This window comes from Paenibacillus lacisediminis, assembly GCF_046567315.2.
Genome location: NZ_JBKIAX020000030.1, coordinates 13,339 through 31,448, shown reverse-complemented (window position 1 = coordinate 31,448; position 18,110 = coordinate 13,339). Strand labels below are relative to the sequence as shown.

Genomic DNA, 18,110 nt, shown 5'->3' with positions numbered 1-18,110 from the left:
ATCATTTGGCAATGGTTAATTCGCAAGATTAAGAGGGGAAAACCTCACACAAGGCCTTCGCAAAGTCGCGAAGGCCTTGTGCCGTAAAGGTTTCGGAGAGATGAAAAAAATTTAACTTTTTTCGGTTTTTGTCTGCCAGAGGCGATATTGCGAGGTGACTTGCCAAACTTTAAAAGCGCTGCGAAAAAGAGGGTAGGTTTGCTGCAGGATCAGCGCCAACATGCCGGTCCAGATCCAGGAGACCGTTCCGAACAGCAGGAAAACGCCCAGTCCGAACGCGCCCAGGATCAGGGAGATCCCGATGCCCTGCAGAAGGTGCCGGAAACAGACGAGGAGGGAACCCCAGACGCTGGATTTAAACAAATATCCAAATTGCACGTAGAGGAGGCATTGCCTTACCAGCCAGCCGTAAACGAACCAACCCAGGATGTAGATGAGGCCCGTCAGCATCGGGGCCATTTGTCCCCCGGACCCCAGCAGATACGGCCATAATCGCAGGAGCTTGGGAACAATCCAGAAGGAAGGCAGCATAATTAAAATAAGTTCAAGGGCATAAAACAGGGCGACCGGTTTCCAGAATTCCTTCATTCCGCGGAACAGCGGCAGTCCGTGCGCGCGGCTCTCGGAAGGGACAAGCCCGTAAAAAATTCCCGCTTGAATGAGAGGCGTGAGCAGAAGACGCAGAACCGCCATGCCGATCAGCAATCCCAAATAAAGGCGGACGTCCGGATTGCTCCCCAAATAAATACGCCCTTCCAGCAGAAACAGAAACCGGCTGAGCTGCGTTGGCAGCGGATCAGGATATCTTTGCAGCAGAGCGGTAACGGCAGTATCGACCAGCCGGTACAAAAACAACCCCCACAGCAGCTGATACAGGAACAAAATGATGACGGAGGGAAACTGGCTTTTCAGCAGGCTCCATCCCTGACGCACATAGGTCATACTCTATTACCCCCTAAAAGTTACCATATAAGCGTTCCGAGCAGGGCCTCGATTAGCTTGGTCACGCTCATATTGGAGCGCGAAAGGAGAGGTTCGGGCACCTCCGTTTTCAAATAGTTGTTGATATGTTTGTTTTCGACCACCAGCGAATAGTCCGGATCGATTTGCACCCAGGCAAGCGGCTCCTTGTATGTCAGCTTAAGCTCGACGCGGCTGTCCTCGCCTTTCCATTGTTTTCGCACCGTATGCCCGTCTTGGAACGCGAACAGCAGCGGAACCTTCGGATAGGTCGCCCCTTTGCGGGAGATGACGACGGTGGATTCGTAAACGGTGGCGCCATTCTGACGGAGCGGATTCACCGTGATTTGGTCAACGGAGAAATCGGCCATCTTGCCGTCGTATACATATTGCGAAAAATAGTTTTTCCAGCTGCGACCGGTGACTTGTTCGACAACCCGCTGAAAGTCGGCCGTCGTTGGATGTTTGAAGCGGTATTTGTGGGCATAAACCGTTAAAATGCGCTTCATCGTTTTGCTCCCCACCTGGCGTTCAATATCGAGCAAAATAAGCTTGCCGCGGTAATAGGCATTTTTGGTATAGCCGTCGCTGGAGCCGTACTTCCAGGCGTTTTGTGTCAGCGGAGCCGGCGCGGAAATCAGCGCGGCCTGAATCGGAAGCGTTGGGCTGATTCCGAACTCCTGCTCCATCAATTTATCCTCCGCATAGGAAGCAAAACTTTCATCCAGCCAAGCCTCTTCAAATTCGTTGCTCGCAATCATGCCGTAAAAAAATTGATGCGCGATCTCGTGAATGACCGTCCGCTCCAGCTCGTCGTACCCGGGAGAGTCGCTGCTTGCGCCAAATGCGGTCACGAGCGTCGGGTATTCCATCCCGCCTGCTCCGTTCCCGTCCGCGGGGGGCACTACGATGGACAGGGTCGAATAAGGGTAACGTCCGTACCATCTGCTGAAATTGGATAAAGCCGATTTGGCCGCATAAAAATAGCGCTCTTTCAAGTCCTGATGGGCCGGATCCAGGTAAAGCTTGATCCGCACGCCGGGCACCTCGGAGGAGGAAAACGGCTCTTCCGCATAAATAAAATCGGGGGAGGCCGCCCAGGCGAAATCGTGAACATCGTCGGCATAAAACTGCACCGTTTTCCGTCCATCCCGGATGGCCGCCTTTTTCGTCTGAAATCCGGTAGCGGCAACGGTATAGGTTTCGGGCACATTAATTCTCACGTTGTATATGCCAAAATCGGCATAAAATTCGGAGTTTCCGTGGTATTGGTGGAGATTCCAGCCTTCCGCCGTGCGCCCCCGGGTACCCGCAGGCTCATATACGCTGATTTTCGGGAACCACTGCCCGGCCATCACGAAATTTCCCGCCGTCCCCATCCGCGCAAAAACCTTCGGCAGCTTGACGGTAAACTTCATCTTCAGCGTCAGGCTTTCCCCGCCTTGAACCGCCACCGGCAGACGCACTTTGGCCAAAGTTTTGTCTTTCGCGTTACCGTCATCCGGCTGGACATACTGCAACCGGTGGAGCAGGGAAATGCCGTCCGTCGTTCGCAGTTCGGTGATTTCCATCGAGCCCCAGCCGTCCTTGGGCATAACATCCCCGCGTAGCTTTCCGCCCGATTCCTTCATAAACGTGGTGTCCGGGGAGGAGAAGGCGTTGGGGTACAAGTGCAAATAAATTTCGTTGACCGTTTTTTTGCCGGGATGGGTCCATGTCAGCGTCTCCGTGCCGGTGAGCGTCCCGTCCTGTTCATTGAGCGCAACGTCGATGTGGTATTCGGCAACCCGGTTGCTGAGCACCTCCGCCTTCGGCTGCTGGATGCTTTCGGCCTGCGGTGCGGCCGGGGTTTGTCCGGTATTTTGGAAGGCCTTGGGCTTGCCCTTTTCCGGGGCGAACGAAGCCGCATCCTCCGGGCCTGCCTGGAGGGCAAATCCAGCCGTTCCGAGAATTAAACACAAAGCAAGGATGGAAATGCCGTAGATCTTAGTACGTCGGGTCATACAATGGATACCTCCCGTTGACAAGCATCTACAGCATGTATATGTTTGCTTTTGGCAGATTATTAGCTAAAATTGAATTAATCAATAAGGCCTCAAAAAGGCTGAATATTACGGAGAACCGTCTATAGATTCGCGAATAATGGAGGACATTATGGATCAATCACCAAAAACGGGCAAAAAAATTTTCGCCTTGAATATCATCAGCAACGACGAGAAAAGCAAGCATAAAGGATTTGGCGCAGGCTCCATCGATTTGAACAGCATGTCGCCGGTCATCATCGACGGCAATGAAGCGTACATCGATGTCGGGGCGATGCACGCCAAGAGCAAGGTGGAAAAAGGCATCAAATTTTCGATGAACCGGGAGGATGTTCCGAACGGCCGGCAGGTGTGGATCGTTTGGGTCGCGGTCGACCGCGGTCCGGAGGGGCAATTTTACGGCGGGATGACCGCCTGCGAGATGTGGATCGATACGGAGGCGCGGCGCGGCTGGAAAATCCTCGCGGACCACGTCAACAAAATGGACTATGCCTTGAAGCGCCGGGTCATCCTGGATGGATTGGCGGCGGCGCAAAAGGCGGCGCTCAAAAACCTGCTGATCGAAACCAACGCCGAGTGGTGGGACCGCACACCGGGAGAGCTGAAAAGCGCTTTGGAGGCTTAAAAGTCCGTGAGATGCAGATAATAAAACAGCGGACCCTCGCCGTCCAGGCTGCGGCGAGGGTTCGCTGTTTTTTTCGGCATTATAGAAGATCGGGCAAGGTAGGGGGCGATGCGCAGGTAGATAGGGGAGGAGAAGAGGAATCTGCGGGCTAAGGGACACCAGCGCCGTTATTTGAGGGAAAACAGAGGTCTGCAAAATGGGACGGACACAGATGACCTTATTTACCTTAAAACGGCCTGGATGAACGGGTTTAGAGCGAAATAGGTGCGTTAGTGTCCGTTAGCCTGGGAAATACCCGGGAAATGGGCAAATAAGGTCGCTGGTGTCCGTTAGAGCAGCGTGCAAAGTAAAATAGCCGCTGCTACAACATTTAGATTTCAGGTGGGCACAATATCGATTCGAAAATCTTTTATTCATCGTTTTTTTCGAAAGCACTGGTAAGATCAAGCGATTTGCTGCCCCCTGGGCTTGAATTGAAGCCCTCCCAGTCGAAATGGAGGATGGAGCCGGTCCGGCCGGTGTAGGTCAGCCCGTCATCGGCGTTGAGATCGTTCATTTGAATCCATTGGATGTCGTCCTCTTGAAGCAACTTTAAATAAGGGGCTGTCCGTTCCCCGGTCTTACGGTCGATCAGCAGCAGCGTTCCTGACGAGTAAGGCCGGATCAGCAGAAAATCGTCCTCCAGCGCCTCCAAACTGTAAACATCCTCGGTGTCGCCAAACTGTACCAAGTTGATAGTTTCGGTTAGTTGTCCATCCTTCGTGTACAATTTGGCAATCTGTCCGTTGTTCAACACGATTCTGCCGTCATACGTCAGAACATTTTCATGCAGATTTCCAAAGGGAGGGCCTCCGAAATGCATGGCGGACTGCCGGACGATCTTCCCGTCATGCAGCAGAATGCGGTACCAGCTGTTGTTGATATGCGGCTCCCCGTACGAGTTGCTGATGTCCAGGACATAGGTGGAATCGTCGATTTTTTGCGCCTTTCCGCCGAGCCAATCCGGGTCTCTGACGGTCACCTTGCCCGCTCGCTCGGGAAGCTGTCCGCTTGGTCCGGCATAGATGACGCCATGCTGCTTGTTCATCCAGAACAGCATACTGCCTGAGCGCAACGTGAAATATTGGGGGTTATAAGAAAAGCTGATTTCGCTCGGTTCCTTAGCATTGCCCGCTTTGATCGAGATGCCGAACAGTTTGGAAAACAAAGAGGCCGGGACGTAAGTATCACCGTTTTTGACCAGAATCGGAGCGCCTAAAGCGACCGTTTTCCCGCTTTTCCCGGTTGCTGAGGATTTTCCGGATTTGAGCTTGGCCAATTGCTGCACGCCTGTGACTTCAGTCGTTTTGGTGGTGTTGTCATACCCGACCTGCAGGTCCAAAAGGGGGGCGACTTCCTTCAAAGGAAGGTAAAGCTGGCCCGATTGCTTAAACGTGGCGTGTTCCAGGCCATAGATTATGGGCCCTTTCGCTGCTGCCGCGGCGGCTGTGGCCGAAAACGGCTGCATGCCGGGAAGGGCTCCCGCCGCAACCGTCAAGGATAACATGAGGGCCGCCGCCGCTTTGGCGAACGAGATTACGTATTTCATCGTTGATCCTCCTACTGAAGTAAGTAGATACGTAGAATTAAACGGATGAAACACGAAAAAGTTGTGGAATAAAATGGAATCCTAATTTGTCCAAACAACGGCCTGCTTATCAACGACCGAAACGTACGGGTTATCGCGGAGATAAAACCGCCACGGCTTTGAGGCATATTCCGCGGCATAAGCGATATTGATCCGCGGCGCTTGCATAATGGCGCCGCCGGGCGCGCGCTCCCCGGACTCCAGCCACAGAGCGGACCCGGGCTCGTGGAGCGGCAGGCCGTTCAGCGACTTGTCGATGTCCAGGGCACGGCACAGCCTGCCCGGCCCTCCGGACAAGTCGGCCGGGCGGCGTGCCTTCGTACCGCGGCGCTGGCGCATCAGCGTCTCATCGGCCGGGGACAGCGGCTCCACGGCGCGGATCAGCACCGCCTGCGGGTCGTCCGGCGCGCCAGTGACCAAGTTCAGGCAGTTGTACATGCCGTAAATCAAATAAATATAAGCGACGCCCCCCTCTCCGAACATAACCTCGGTACGTGCGGTGCGGCGCCCGCCGAAGGCGTGGCTGCCTTTATCCTCCACGCCCCCGTAGCTCTCGGTTTCCACGATGCGGCAGCGGATGTCGCCGTCCTCCGTCCGGCGGACCAGCGTGTGCCCCAGAAGCAGGGGCCCGGCTTCCAGAGCGGTAAGCCGGTAAAATTCCGGGGGCAGGGGGCGGCCGGGAACGATTTTTTTCGTGATTTGATTCATCTATCGGGGAGTCTCCTTTAGGGTAGAAATTATAACTCCCTTTATGGTATAGAACCGGGCGCGTTTCGTCCACATGCATGAGTGCCGATCGTTCCGCTTCAGTCCATCCACCAGCGCTTCAAATCGTTCCACCAGGAATGGGTTTCCTGCTTCCCTGCCTGGGCCGGTTCCGGGAGCGGCTCCGGTTTTCCTTCCCCGTGCGCTTCGCAATATTCCGTCGGCTCGGTTCCCTGAATGAACACTTCCAGCTTTTTGTCGGGGCAGTCCTTTGTCGCCAATTTGCCGGTCTCCGGGTCGATATAGACGCTGACGACGCCGTCGGGAATCGGAAAAATTTTCGGCGGTACTTTCGCCAGCGCTTTTTCCGTAAATTTGGCAAAAATCGGCGCGGCCTTGCGCGATTCCGCCGTACCGAGCGTTTTGCCTTTATCGTACCCGACCCAGACGGCGGTGGACAGCTCCGGCGTAAAGCCGACAAGCCAGGCGTCCGTGCTGGTCGTGCCGGTTTTGCCGGCTACCGGCCGCTTGATTTCACCCGATACCCGGTTCCCGGTGCCTCCGGTTTCAAATACGCTTTCCATCAGATTGGTCAGCACGTAAGCCGCCGCCTGATCAACGATCTGCTCGGGCTTGGCCGCCTTGGCCTCGTACAGCACGCGCCCGCTGGAATCGGTGATTCTCAGCACAGCCACCGGTTTGACGCTCCGTCCCTGATTGCCGATCACCGCAAAAGCGGTGGCCATTTCGAACGGGCTGATCGGGGAAGTGCCCAACGCCAGCGACGGCACCGGCTGCAGCGGGCTGGTGATCCCCATCTTCCGGCCCAGCTCGATCACCTGCTCGGCGCCAACGGTCAAAATCGTGTTGACGGCGTAAATGTTGTCCGAATGAGCGATCGCCTGACGCATGTCGATTTCGCCCAAATATTTGTCCCCGAAATTTTTCGGGCTGTAGGTTTTGCGGTTATCGTCATAATGAAACAGCGTCGGCTGGCTGCTGAACTTGCTAGCGCTCGTCATTTTGCCGGAGGCCAGTGCGGACAAATACATGATCGGCTTAAAGCTGGAGCCCGGCTGGCGGGTCGTGGCAAAAACATGATTGTATTGACTTTGCTTGTAATTGGCCCCGCCGACGAGCGCCTTGACGTACCCGTTGCGCGGATCGATGGAAATCAGGGCGGCCTCCAGCTCCGGCGTTTTGTCCAGCTCCGAGGCCACGGCTGCCTCCGCTGCCTGCTGGGCGTCCGGATCGAGCGTCGTGTAAATGCTCAACCCGCCATGCTCCAGCAGCGTTTCATCGAATCCAAGCTCGTCCACCACGACGCTGCGGATGTAATCGCGGAAGTAAGGGGCTTTGTCCACGGGGTTTTGCTGCTTCGGCGATTGAAAGGCCAGCATCTCGTTATAGGCTCGGTCCGCCTCCTCCGAGGAAATGTCGCCGGTGGCAACCATGGCCGAGAGCACGGTGCGCTGCCGGTCTTTGGCGTTTTTCATATGATTAAAAGGTGAATAATACGTGGGCCCCTTTGGCACTCCGGCCAGCATGGCGCTTTCGGCCAGGCTCAAATCCTTGGCGGGCTTGCCGAAGTACATTTGCGCGGCGGCCTCAATCCCGTAAGCGCCGTGGCCGTAGTAAATTTCGTTCAAATACATGCTAAGGATGTCATCCTTGTCGTATTTCATTTCCAACTGGGTCGTGTATAAAGCCTCCTTGATTTTCCGCGACCAGGTCCGCTCATGGGTGAGGAACAAATTGCGGGCGAGCTGCTGCGTTAACGTGCTGGCCCCTTGAACTTTGCCCATCTCCTTCAAATTCACGAGGGCCGCCCGGGCCATGCCTTTCAAGTCAAAACCGAAATGATCGTAAAAATGCCGGTCTTCGGTCGCGAGCGTCGCTTTGATCAGCCACGGGGAAATCTCCGGGAGATCCACGTTTTCGCGGTTTTTGCTGCCGTCCGAAAAAACGGCGATCGTATTCCTTTTGCTATCGATCAGCTGCGAGTTCCGGCCGGAATCCGCCAGAGGCAGATCGGCCTGATACAGGTATAACAGCAGGACGCCGGCGGCGCATACGCCCAGCAGTCCGGTGCCGAGCGTCAGCTTGAACAGCAGCCGCCAAGCCCGGCGCGGTTTGCGCTGATGGTATCTGTCACTGCGAGCGAGTTTCTGCACGGAAGGGCTCTCTCCTTTCAAAGCGCTATACTAAACCGTTACTCCTATGTTCCCGAACGTTTCTTTTTAGTATGGGAAAGTTTGGGATAGATCATTCATGAGTGAGCTGTTTCAATACGCCAGTCATTGCTAACCGGGCTAATATCCGAGTTCACTTGAAGCGCATAGGCGGATCCTGTGTTATTATCTTTTTGTTTGGTACAATACTAGGAAATGAACTTTGTACAGCGGAAACGGGGAAACGGCCTGGGGCCGAACACTATTCTGGCGGAAAGAAGGTTGGTACGATGGAATTGTGGTTTACGGAAAAGCAAACGCCGGTCTTTGGCATTACGGCAAAAATACGCGAAACGCTGGTCACGGAAAAAACGGAATTTCAAGACCTGGCGATGATCGATACCGAGGAATTCGGGCGGATGCTAGTGCTGGATGGCATGGTCATGACGACGATCAAAGACGAGTTTGTTTACCATGAAATGGTGGCCCATCCTGCGCTTTACACGCATCCGAACCCGAAGCATGTGCTTGTGGTTGGCGGCGGCGACGGCGGAGTAATCCGCGAAGTGATCAAGCATCCGGAAGTGGAAAAAGCGGTGCTGGTGGAGATCGACGGCAAGGTCATCGAATATTCGAAAAAATATTTGCCGGAAATCGCTGGCGGGTTGGACAACCCCCGGGTTGAAGTTCAGGTGGCCGATGGCTATATGCATATTATAGAGAGCAAAAATAAATACGACGTCATCATGGTCGACTCAACCGAACCGGTGGGACCGGCGGCGCCATTGTTTGAGCGCGGGTTCTATCAGGGCATTTACGAAGCGCTGAAGGACGACGGGATTTTTGTTGCCCAGACGGACAACCCATGGTTTAAAGCGGATTTGATCCAAAAAGTAAACAAGGACGTCAAGGAGATTTTTCCGATCGTCCGCGTGTACGGAGCCAACATTCCCACCTACCCGAGCGGATTGTGGACGTTCACGATGGGCAGCAAAGTGCATGACCCTCTGGAAGTGGACGAGTCGAACATCCCCGAACTGGACACCAAATATTACACGCCGCGGATTCACAAGGCCGCGTTTGTGCTGCCCAAATTCGTGGAAGACCTTGTGAAGTAGGGACGGTCGTATGGAACCGGATCCCGCCTATTTCGATACCCCAAAAGCATCCGTCTTGTCCCAATTTGGGCGAGGGATGCTTTTTTTGCTTGAATAGGACTTTTCGAATAGGACGGCGGGTGGGAAAACATGCCATTAGGACCATGAGTGATACAACTTGAGTATGATAGTATGAATAATGTCATGAATTGTTGAATTAAGGCGGGATGGTAATCAAATGAACAGAACTCCACGAAACGTAATGGCCTACGCGATGATGATTTTGGTGGTTCTCGTTGCCGGATGGTTATTTTACGGACTGCCTGGGAATAAATCGCACACCTCCAACAACGGGCAAAAGGAGGAACAGACGGCGGAAATACCGGCGGACTCGGCGGATTCCGCGATGACGCAACCGGCGGGAACGGAACCGGAGGCGGACGCGTTAGCGGCGAATGACGGGCAAACACCGGGGAATGCCGCATCCCCTTATTTGCTGGACCATCTTCCTTTTAAGGAAGAGGATGTGACCGGGATTACGGCTAAGTCGGACAGCGGCAGCGTACAGGTTCCCGCACAGCGGCAAGCGGTGCTGCTGCAATCGCTGCGGTTCACCGACATGCAGGGCGCGTTGGTGAAGGAGAACCCGGGAGCCGCACGAAAGCCGGTAATTTTGCAATTTACGTTAAACAATTCTAGCTATGAGCTAACCTATGACCTGGCGCTAAATGCTTTTCAATATGACGGACACGCCTATTACGCCGATGATCAGGTGCTGCTGCTGATGCAGGGGCTTTTCCAGGAAAATAAGGACCTGGCTACGCTCGATGCGCTGCTGGAGCAAGCGCGAGTGGAGCAGGAACAGGCGGGTGCCGCGGAGCCGGAGGCGTTGGAGGCCTCCCGGGCCGAGGTGGAAGGGTTGGACTTCGACGGTTGGGTGAAGCGGCTTGCGGGAGAGCAAGCGGAGAACGTCCTGTGGGAAAAGCCGTTTTACGATGACAGCGAAGGGCAGGTGAAACAGGCCAGACTGTACAAGGATGGCGTACTTGCGCTGAACCGGATCATCTTTTTTACGACGGCGGATCACCAAACCGCGGACGGGGTCAAAGTCGGCATCGGACAGGGTGACGTGATGGACAAACTGGGGCCGGAGGCGCTCAGGCTGGCAAGCCGCTGGAGTTATAAAGTCGGGGATTACTACCGGTTTCATGTGTATTTTCAAGACCAAAAAGTGGAATACATTGTGTTAAGCCAGCCTTTGTAGGATGGGATGAGCCGCTGATGAAGCGGCTTTTTTAAACTTGTAGAATTTACAAAATTTCGGGCATGGTAGAAGGCGATGCGCAGGTAGAGAGGGGAGGAGAAGCGGGACATGGGGGCTAAGGGACACCAGAGCCGTTATTTTCGGAAAAACGGAGGATTGCAAAATGTTACGGACACAGAAGACCTTATTTACCTCAAATCGTCTTGGATGAACTAGTTTAGAGCGAAATAGGGTCGCCTGTGTCCGTTAGGCTGGGAAATACCCGGGAAATGGGCGGATAAGGTCGCTGGTGTCCGTTAGAGCAGCGTCCAAAGTTTAGGAAGAGCCTCCAATCGCTCCAAAGTAGAAGTCAGAGCCATTAAAGGACGCCGTCAGGCGTTTTTCTTATTGTAAGAACGGCTAGCGCTGAACGCGGACAAACCGTCACATATTGAATTGCCGGGACGAACTGGATATAGTAGTACAGTAAGAAACGATGTAATATATAGAGTACGGAATGAGGGTTTGATGCGTATGCCGGAGATGAGCCCGGTCAAGCTCGTGCTGACGAGCCGGCAGGGACAAGACGAGACGGTGCAGTCCCTGCAAGGAAGTGCTATGATTCGGGACGGAGCGGTCTACATCCGTTATAATGAGCCGGAGGCGGGGCCGACCGGCGGGATGACGCGGACGATGGTTAAAATTACCGGGGAGGAACTGAAGATCATGCGGCACGGGGATGTGGAGGCGGAGCAAACGTTCCGTACCGGACAGCGGCTGCCGGGTTTTTACCGTTCCCCTTTTACCCATTTTAACTTGTCTACCGATACCGTAAAAATGGATTCCCGTTTAGATGGCGTGGTTGGCCTGGTTACCTGGGAATACGATTTGTACGTTTATGAAGAGTTGTCGGGACATTTTGTAATCAGTTTACATATACAGGAGGAAGCTTGATATGCCACACAATCCGTTGGAACAAATGAACCAGGCGCTGAAGGAAGCGATTCTGGAAGCGATCGCCGCCGCCGGGCTGGCGCAGCCTGAGGAAATCCCGGCCATCGTGCTGGAAGTGCCGAAGGACAAGGCGCACGGCGACTTCGCCACCAATGCGGCCATGCAGCTGACACGGATCGCCAAGAAAAACCCGCGTCAAATCGCTGAAGAAATTCTGGCCAAGCTGGATTATTCGAAAGCCGGCATCGAAAAGGCGGAAATCGCTGGTCCCGGCTTCATCAATTTAACGCTGGGCAAAGGTTATCTGTATCCGATCCTGCTGGAGGTTCATCGTGCAGGGGAAAACTACGGCCGCATCCAGCAAGGCAATGGGCAAAAGGCCCAGGTCGAATTCGTCAGCGCCAACCCGACGGGCAGCCTGCATTTGGGCCATGCGCGAGGAGCGGCGGTGGGCGATGCGCTTTGCAATTTGCTGGATTTTGCCGGATACGACGTAACGCGGGAATATTACATCAACGACGCCGGCAACCAGATCGCCAACCTGAGCAAATCGATCGAAGCCAGATACCTGCAGGAGCTTGGGCAGGACGCGGAAATGCCGGAGGACGGGTATCACGGCGAAGACATTAAAGGCTTCGCCAGGGAGCTTGTGGCGGAACAAGGCGACAAGCTGCTGTCGATGGAGCCGGAGGCGCGGTCGGCTTTTCTGCGCAAATTCGGGCTGGATAAAGAGCTGGCGAAAATTAAACGTGATCTTGAACGTTTCCGGGTCCGCTTTGATGTATGGTTCAGCGAGACTTCCCTATACGAGGACGGGCAGGTGGAAGCCTCGCTCGCCGAACTGCGCGAGAAAGGCCAAACCTACGAGCAGGAAGGGGCAACCTGGCTCAAAACGACGGATTACGGCGACGACAAGGACCGCGTGCTGGTGAAAAATGACGGCACCTACACCTATTTGACCCCGGACATCGCTTATCACCGGAATAAATACGATCGCGGGTTCGACCGCATCATCAATATTTGGGGCGCCGACCACCACGGCTATATTCCGCGCGTCAAGGCGGCGATGCAGGCGATCGGCAAGGATCCGGAGAAGCTGACCGTGCTGATCGCCCAGATGGTCAGCTTGTTCCAGGACGGCGAGAAGGTGAAAATGTCCAAACGGACCGGCAAAGCGGTTACGATGGTGGACCTGATGGACGAGGTGGGCGTCGACCCGATTCGCTATTTCTTTACGATGCGGAGCATGGACTCGCATCTCGATTTCGACATGGATTTGGCGATTTCGACATCAAACGAAAATCCGGTGTACTACGTGCAGTATGCGCATGCGCGGATCTGCAGCATTTTCCGCCAGGCTGAAGAGCAGGGCATCGCCGCCCCGTCGCCGGAAAAGGCCGACCTAGCCAAGCTGGCGGCGGAGCATGAATTTGACCTGCTGCGGAAAATCGGCGAGCTGCCGGAGGAAATCGGCGTGGCGGCGGCCAACTATGCGCCGCACCGGCTGGTGCGTTACGCGTATGACCTGGCTTCGTTGTTCCACAGCTACTACCGTGCGGAGCGCGTCATCACCGACGACGCGGAGCAAACTGCGGCGCGGCTCGTGCTGCTCGGCGGCGTGCGGACGGCGCTCGCCAACGTGCTTGGCTTGATCGGCGTGTCCGCGCCGGAAAAGATGTAGCCATCGCCGGCAGGGGCCCTGAGGCCCGGACGGAACCAACAAGCCGCCTCTCCCGCAGGTACGGGGGAGGCGGCTTGTTGGCGCGCCGGGCTAGCTCCGCCGCCGGGGCTTAGCGCGCAGCAGGCGCGTGGCGTTGACTTCGCCGGCGCTCTTTGCCTTGGCACTGCTGGCGGTAGGGAGCGGGCGCGCGGTGCGGCGCAGGCGGCGCTTGATCTCGCCCGGCTTCAGGTCGGGCTTCAGCGCTAGCAGCAGGGCCACGGCTCCGCTGACGTGGGAGGTGGCCATAGAGGTGCCGCTCATTTCGCGATATCCTCCGCCCAGCCACGAGGACGTTATTTTTTCGCCGGGGGCGTAAATGTCGATATATGGGCCGTGATTGCTGAAGGAGGCGATGCGGCCTTCCCTCCCGGTAGCCCCGACCGAAATGGTCTGAGGGTACCGCGCAGGATAATCAGCGCTCCGGCCTTTTCTGTCGTTTCCGGAGGAGGCCACGACAACGATCCCTGCGTTATGGGCTTTGCGGATGATGTTCTTCAGGGCTTCGCTGTTGGTCTTCATGCCGAAACTCATATTCACAATGTGCATCCGGTTGCGGACGCACCAATCGATCCCCAAAATAATATCGGAAACGTAGGCGGATCCGTTATGATCAAACGCTTTAACAGGAAAGATCAGCGAGCGGGGGGCCACACCCATCATGCCTTGCGAACCGCCCGAAGCGGCGATGGTGCCGGCGATATGGGTGCCGTGTCCGTTGTCATCGTAAGGAAGGCTAATCCGATTCAGCAAATTGATTCCCCTTGCCAAAGAGTTGCGCAGGTCCGGATGAGCGAAATCGGCCCCCGTGTCGATCACGCCGATACGAACCCGGTATCCGGTTGAGACGGACCACGTCTCCGGCGCGCCGATGCGCTTTACTCCCCAGGGAATTCCGGAATTTTGCCCCTTCCCGGAAGGGGCGGGACTATGAACGCTGACTCTGGAATCTTCCTCGACCCAGAGGCCGAATCGGGAGCGGGCTGCTTTCACTCGTAAACCAAGGGGACAGATCAGGGCCTGCAGCAGTGGCGAGGTTCGGATCTGCCGCAACGCCGGATGTTTTCGCTTATGCTGAAACAACTGACGTACACATTCGGCGTATTCGGCTGGATGCGGGAAGCGGATGATGTAGCGTCCGCTTTTTCCGGAGGTGTCGACATGTTCGTTTAAATAACGCAGAAATCCGGAATAGTCCATATTTAAGTAGCCCCTCCTGACGAAGCGTGTTGCAGTATAGTATGACAATCCTCTCTCCATGGAGTGGGGAAGAGGCCCTGTTTTGCGGGAAATGGGCCCCTGGTGGAAGTTAGGCTGCAACATGGCGTGTCAAAGCGGGAATCTGGACATAGGATGAAGGGAAGGCCGGTTAGCGGCTTTCGCCAACCTTGGGAAGGCCGCCAAGCCTTCTTTAGGGGAGGGTACAGTCAAGGGGCGGAGAACCGGGGGGTTCTTCGCCTCCTTCCATTTCGGCCATCGCACCCCGGGCGGGGAACATGGCGGGCGTGCTTTCGGTCCTGTTTTTAAAACTTGCAATTTAGTGGCAAATAGGTTTTACTAATGTGTGATATGGATATGTTAGTGAAGGAAAACGATCCGTAAGGGACGGTTTCGCCTTTGCTTTATAGTGAACTATTTGCGTGAGAGGAAGTGTCCGTAACGTGAGTACCCCGCTCAATTTGAACATCGACCCGGAGAAGGTTCAAGAAATCCCGATGGTCGACTTGGCCTTTATGATTCTGAAAGCGGCGAATACGCCGTATTACTACCGTGACCTGATGAACGAGGTTGCCAAACTCCGCGGAATGTCGGAGGAACAAATCAACGAAGCGATTGCTCAACTCTATACGGAAATTAATATCGATGGACGGTTTGCCTGCGTAGGCACCAATCTGTGGGGCCTCAAGCGCTGGTACCCGGTCGACCGCTCGGAGGATCCGGTGGCCAGCTCCAAACGTCCGCGCATCATTAACGATGACGATGACGATTTGGAAGACGAGGATTTCGTGGAGGAAGAAGACGGATACATCTCCGACGAGGACGAGGATTACGATGCCTTGGATGAGGATGGGGACGATGAACTGTTCCCGGACGATGACGAAGACGAGGTGGATGAAGTCGAGGACGACACCATGATCGACGATGAGGAGATGGAGGACGAGGACGCCCTCGCCGATGAAGAAGACGAACTGGATAGCGAAGAAGATTACGACGGCGACAACGACAACGATGACGACTGATCATCGGCTGCTGCCCATTTTACATGCGAGAACGATGCCTTAAATTGTTCAAGGTATGCCCGCAGCACCTGACTTGACACAGGCAGGGGTAACGGGTAAACTATTGCATGGGCTTATGATTCAAACCTATAAAATAATGAATTTTTCAAAAAAGTGCCCCGACTTAACTCGGGTGTCACTTTTTTGTTTTTTTTTAGATATAAGAATGTATGAGTCTCGGAGGCTCGGCTTCCTTATATCGCAAGAAAAACTACCGCTGAACGCGGTCTGTCTGCTTTGAAGGTGCGTCGATAAAAGTTATTCTTATGCCCATTCGACTATGATTCACCGTTAATGGGTTACGCTAATGATCGCTAACGATCCAAGTTCCCCGAATTTCTGGAATCCGATTTTTTTTGAACATGTACTATCTTAGGAGGTTTTTAGTTGTGGCAAAATACATTTTCGTGACAGGCGGGGTCGTGTCCTCACTAGGGAAAGGAATTACGGCTGCGTCGCTGGGCAGACTGCTTAAAAACAGAGGTTTGAAGGTAACGATCCAGAAATTCGATCCCTATATCAATGTCGATCCGGGGACGATGAGCCCCTATCAGCATGGCGAAGTGTTCGTCACCGACGACGGGGCCGAGACAGACCTTGATCTTGGCCATTACGAACGGTTTATCGACATTAATTTATCGAAGAACAGCAATGTAACGACGGGTAAAGTTTACTCTTCGGTGATCGGCAAGGAGCGCCGCGGGGAGTATCTCGGCGGTACGGTGCAGGTGATTCCGCATATTACGAACGAAATCAAAGAGCGCGTGTTCCGCGCCGGACGCGAAGCCGGTTCCGACGTCGTCATTACGGAAATCGGCGGCACCGTCGGCGATATCGAAAGCTTGCCGTTCCTGGAGGCGATCCGCCAAATCAAAAGCGATATCGGCCGCGAGAACGTCATGTATATCCACGTGACGCTGATTCCGTACATTAAGGCGGCCGGCGAAGTGAAAACAAAGCCGACCCAGCACAGCGTCAAGGAGCTGCGCAGCATCGGCATTCAGCCGAACGTGATCGTCTGCCGGACGGAGCATGCCCTGTCGGACGACATCAAGGGGAAGATCGCCCAGTTTTGCGATGTTGACCCCAGCGCGGTGGTGGAGTGCCGGGACGCGGATACGCTGTACGAAGTGCCGTTGAACCTGCGCGACGAAGGGTTGGACGAAATCGTCGTCAACCATCTCAAGCTGACGACGCCGATGCCGGATATGCACGAGTGGGAAAGCCTTGTCGAGCGGATCAACAAGCTGGAGAAGACGGTGGAAATCGCCATCGTCGGCAAATACGTTGCGCTGCACGATGCTTATTTGAGCGTGGTCGAATCGCTATCCCATGCTGGATTTGACGCAAATAGCGACGTGAAAATCCGCTGGGTGAACGCGGAAGAGGTGACGGACGGCAACGTGGCCGAGCTGCTGCAAGGCGTCGGCGGCATTCTGGTGCCGGGCGGTTTTGGCGATCGGGGGATCGAAGGCAAAATTACGACGATCCGTTACGCCCGGGAAAACAAGATTCCGTTCTTCGGCATCTGTCTTGGCATGCAGGTGGCGGTCATCGAATACGCCCGTGCCTTGGCCGGCCTGCAAGGTGCCAACAGCTCGGAAATCAATCCTTCCACCGAGTATCCGGTCATCGATTTGCTGCCGGAGCAGAAGGATATCGAGGATCTGGGCGGAACGATGCGGCTTGGCTTGTATCCTTGTAAACTTGTGCCGGGTTCCCTGGCGATGCAATGCTATGACGATGAGCTGGTGTACGAAAGACACCGTCACCGGTATGAGTTCAACAATGCGTACCGTGAGACGCTGGAACGCGTGGGATTGCGTATTTCCGGCACTTCGCCGGACGGACGTCTGGTCGAAATTATTGAGCTGCCGGATCATCCTTGGTTTTTGGCGGTACAGTTCCATCCGGAGTTTACGTCCCGTCCGAATCGGCCGCAGCCACTGTTCCGCGAGTTTGTCAAAGCAGCGATCACCCATTTGTCCTAAGCCCTTTGGGCTGTATTCCGCGCCAGTCCGCAAGCCGGCGGGCGCGGAAAGGCCAGGTTGTCTCGCGCTTCTCTCCCGCCCGGGGCATCTGCCTGAAATCCCGCCTGCGAATTTTTAAGTCTCTTTTTTCCAGTACAGAAGGGATTTCCAAATTAGGGGCGAATATTTAGTATTACCAGGATTACAGGGGTGAATCGGTGGGAGGTTTTTCCGTGGAAGAGAAGAAAGTGTTAATTGTCGACGATCAGAACGGTATCCGCATTTTATTGATGGAAGTCTTCAGCAGTGAAGGGTATAAAACGTTTCAGGCAGCCAACGGCAAAATGGCTTTGGAAATCGTCCGCAGCGATTCGCCGGATTTGGTGCTTCTCGACATGAAAATCCCGGGAATGGACGGACTTGAAATCCTCAAGCACATCAAGGAGGTCAATCCGGACATCAAAGTCATTATGATGACGGCTTACGGTGAGCTGGACATGATTAAAGAAGCGACCGAACTTGGGGCCCTGATGCATTTTACGAAGCCTTTTGACATTGATGAAATGCGCGTGGCGGTGAACATGCTGCTGAAAGGCGGCGCCGTCATTTAGCTTGGAAGTGAAACCTCCTTGAGGAGTTCGAAGCGTGCTAACGCTCTGGAGTCCTCTAAGGAGGTTCTTTTTTATTGTTGGAGGGAGCATCTACCTGGCGCAAGGCCGG

General features: G+C 54.8%; 14 protein-coding genes. 8 read left to right on the top strand and 6 right to left on the bottom strand.

The features are described 5' to 3' along the window. Positions 1-111: 111 nt before the first annotated feature. Positions 112-942, bottom strand: coding sequence for a hypothetical protein (locus ACLD72_RS31450; RefSeq protein WP_411003304.1), 831 nt, complete (start codon positions 940-942; stop codon positions 112-114). 20 nt (positions 943-962) lie between these two features. Further along, positions 963-2,963, bottom strand: a complete 2,001-nt coding sequence (locus ACLD72_RS31445; RefSeq protein ID WP_411003305.1) for a M1 family metallopeptidase — start codon at positions 2,961-2,963, stop codon at positions 963-965. Between the two features lie 151 nt (positions 2,964-3,114). Between ACLD72_RS31445 and ACLD72_RS31440 the strand changes: the two genes are divergently transcribed. Further along, positions 3,115-3,627, top strand: a complete 513-nt coding sequence (locus ACLD72_RS31440) for a YwhD family protein (protein WP_411003306.1) — start codon at positions 3,115-3,117, stop codon at positions 3,625-3,627. A gap of 409 nt (positions 3,628-4,036) precedes the next feature. On the opposite strand, the gene ACLD72_RS31435 is transcribed toward ACLD72_RS31440, so the two are convergent. The 3 genes from ACLD72_RS31435 to ACLD72_RS31425 form a co-directional block, all read right to left on the bottom strand. Next, the gene (locus ACLD72_RS31435) at positions 4,037-5,215 is read right to left on the bottom strand and encodes a copper amine oxidase N-terminal domain-containing protein (protein WP_411003307.1); all 1,179 of its coding nucleotides are present in this window, start codon (positions 5,213-5,215) and stop codon (positions 4,037-4,039) included. 81 nt (positions 5,216-5,296) lie between these two features. Continuing rightward, entirely contained in the window at positions 5,297-5,962 is a 666-nt protein-coding gene (locus tag ACLD72_RS31430; RefSeq protein ID WP_411003308.1) for a DNA-3-methyladenine glycosylase, read from the bottom strand. Between the two features lie 98 nt (positions 5,963-6,060). After that, the gene (locus ACLD72_RS31425; RefSeq protein WP_411003309.1) at positions 6,061-8,133 is read right to left on the bottom strand and encodes a transglycosylase domain-containing protein; all 2,073 of its coding nucleotides are present in this window, start codon (positions 8,131-8,133) and stop codon (positions 6,061-6,063) included. A 287-nt stretch (positions 8,134-8,420) separates the two neighbouring features. Here ACLD72_RS31425 and speE point away from each other — a divergent pair, with 287 nt between their 5' ends. The 4 genes from speE to argS all read left to right on the top strand — a co-directional run bounded on the left by speE (position 8,421) and on the right by argS (position 13,105). Then, positions 8,421-9,248 carry a polyamine aminopropyltransferase gene (gene speE, locus ACLD72_RS31420; RefSeq protein ID WP_411003321.1) on the top strand — a complete coding sequence of 276 codons (828 nt, stop codon included), beginning with the start codon at positions 8,421-8,423 and terminating at the stop codon, positions 9,246-9,248. 217 nt (positions 9,249-9,465) lie between these two features. After that, the gene (locus ACLD72_RS31415; RefSeq protein ID WP_411003310.1) at positions 9,466-10,491 is read left to right on the top strand and encodes a hypothetical protein; all 1,026 of its coding nucleotides are present in this window, start codon (positions 9,466-9,468) and stop codon (positions 10,489-10,491) included. A 513-nt stretch (positions 10,492-11,004) separates the two neighbouring features. After that, complete coding sequence (locus ACLD72_RS31410) at positions 11,005-11,424, top strand: DUF1934 domain-containing protein (RefSeq protein ID WP_411003311.1); 420 nt, start codon at positions 11,005-11,007, stop codon at positions 11,422-11,424. A gap of 1 nt (position 11,425) precedes the next feature. Then, a complete protein-coding gene (argS, locus tag ACLD72_RS31405; RefSeq protein WP_411003312.1) occupies positions 11,426-13,105 on the top strand; it encodes an arginine--tRNA ligase in 1,680 nt (559 codons plus the stop codon). 90 nt (positions 13,106-13,195) lie between these two features. Here the strand turns inward: argS and ACLD72_RS31400 are convergent, their stop codons facing one another. Beyond that, positions 13,196-14,341: a S8 family peptidase gene (locus ACLD72_RS31400; protein WP_411003313.1), complete on the bottom strand. Its 1,146-nt coding sequence runs from the start codon at positions 14,339-14,341 to the stop codon at positions 13,196-13,198. A 461-nt stretch (positions 14,342-14,802) separates the two neighbouring features. Here ACLD72_RS31400 and rpoE point away from each other — a divergent pair, with 461 nt between their 5' ends. From rpoE to ACLD72_RS31385, 3 genes are all read left to right on the top strand, one after another. Beyond that, on the top strand, positions 14,803-15,381 hold the full coding sequence (gene rpoE, locus ACLD72_RS31395; protein WP_411003314.1) for a DNA-directed RNA polymerase subunit delta: 579 nt from the start codon (positions 14,803-14,805) through the stop codon (positions 15,379-15,381). A gap of 428 nt (positions 15,382-15,809) precedes the next feature. Then, positions 15,810-17,411 carry a CTP synthase gene (locus ACLD72_RS31390; RefSeq protein ID WP_411003322.1) on the top strand — a complete coding sequence of 534 codons (1,602 nt, stop codon included), beginning with the start codon at positions 15,810-15,812 and terminating at the stop codon, positions 17,409-17,411. 212 nt (positions 17,412-17,623) lie between these two features. Beyond that, positions 17,624-18,001: a response regulator gene (locus ACLD72_RS31385; protein WP_128630979.1), complete on the top strand. Its 378-nt coding sequence runs from the start codon at positions 17,624-17,626 to the stop codon at positions 17,999-18,001. Positions 18,002-18,110: the final 109 nt, after the last annotated feature.

What these genes read in the sequence shown, in the direction of transcription:
- ACLD72_RS31450 (WP_411003304.1), bottom strand. Translation starts at nt 942, where the DNA reads ATGACCTATGTGCGTCAGGGATGGAGCCTGCTGAAAAGCCAGTTTCCC.
- ACLD72_RS31445 (WP_411003305.1), bottom strand. Translation starts at nt 2,963, where the DNA reads ATGACCCGACGTACTAAGATCTACGGCATTTCCATCCTTGCTTTGTGT.
- ACLD72_RS31440 (WP_411003306.1), top strand. Translation starts at nt 3,115, where the DNA reads ATGGATCAATCACCAAAAACGGGCAAAAAAATTTTCGCCTTGAATATC.
- ACLD72_RS31435 (WP_411003307.1), bottom strand. Translation starts at nt 5,215, where the DNA reads ATGAAATACGTAATCTCGTTCGCCAAAGCGGCGGCGGCCCTCATGTTA.
- ACLD72_RS31430 (WP_411003308.1), bottom strand. Translation starts at nt 5,962, where the DNA reads ATGAATCAAATCACGAAAAAAATCGTTCCCGGCCGCCCCCTGCCCCCG.
- speE (WP_411003321.1), top strand. Translation starts at nt 8,421, where the DNA reads ATGGAATTGTGGTTTACGGAAAAGCAAACGCCGGTCTTTGGCATTACG.
- ACLD72_RS31415 (WP_411003310.1), top strand. Translation starts at nt 9,466, where the DNA reads ATGAACAGAACTCCACGAAACGTAATGGCCTACGCGATGATGATTTTG.
- ACLD72_RS31410 (WP_411003311.1), top strand. Translation starts at nt 11,005, where the DNA reads ATGCCGGAGATGAGCCCGGTCAAGCTCGTGCTGACGAGCCGGCAGGGA.
- argS (WP_411003312.1), top strand. Translation starts at nt 11,426, where the DNA reads ATGCCACACAATCCGTTGGAACAAATGAACCAGGCGCTGAAGGAAGCG.
- ACLD72_RS31400 (WP_411003313.1), bottom strand. Translation starts at nt 14,341, where the DNA reads ATGGACTATTCCGGATTTCTGCGTTATTTAAACGAACATGTCGACACC.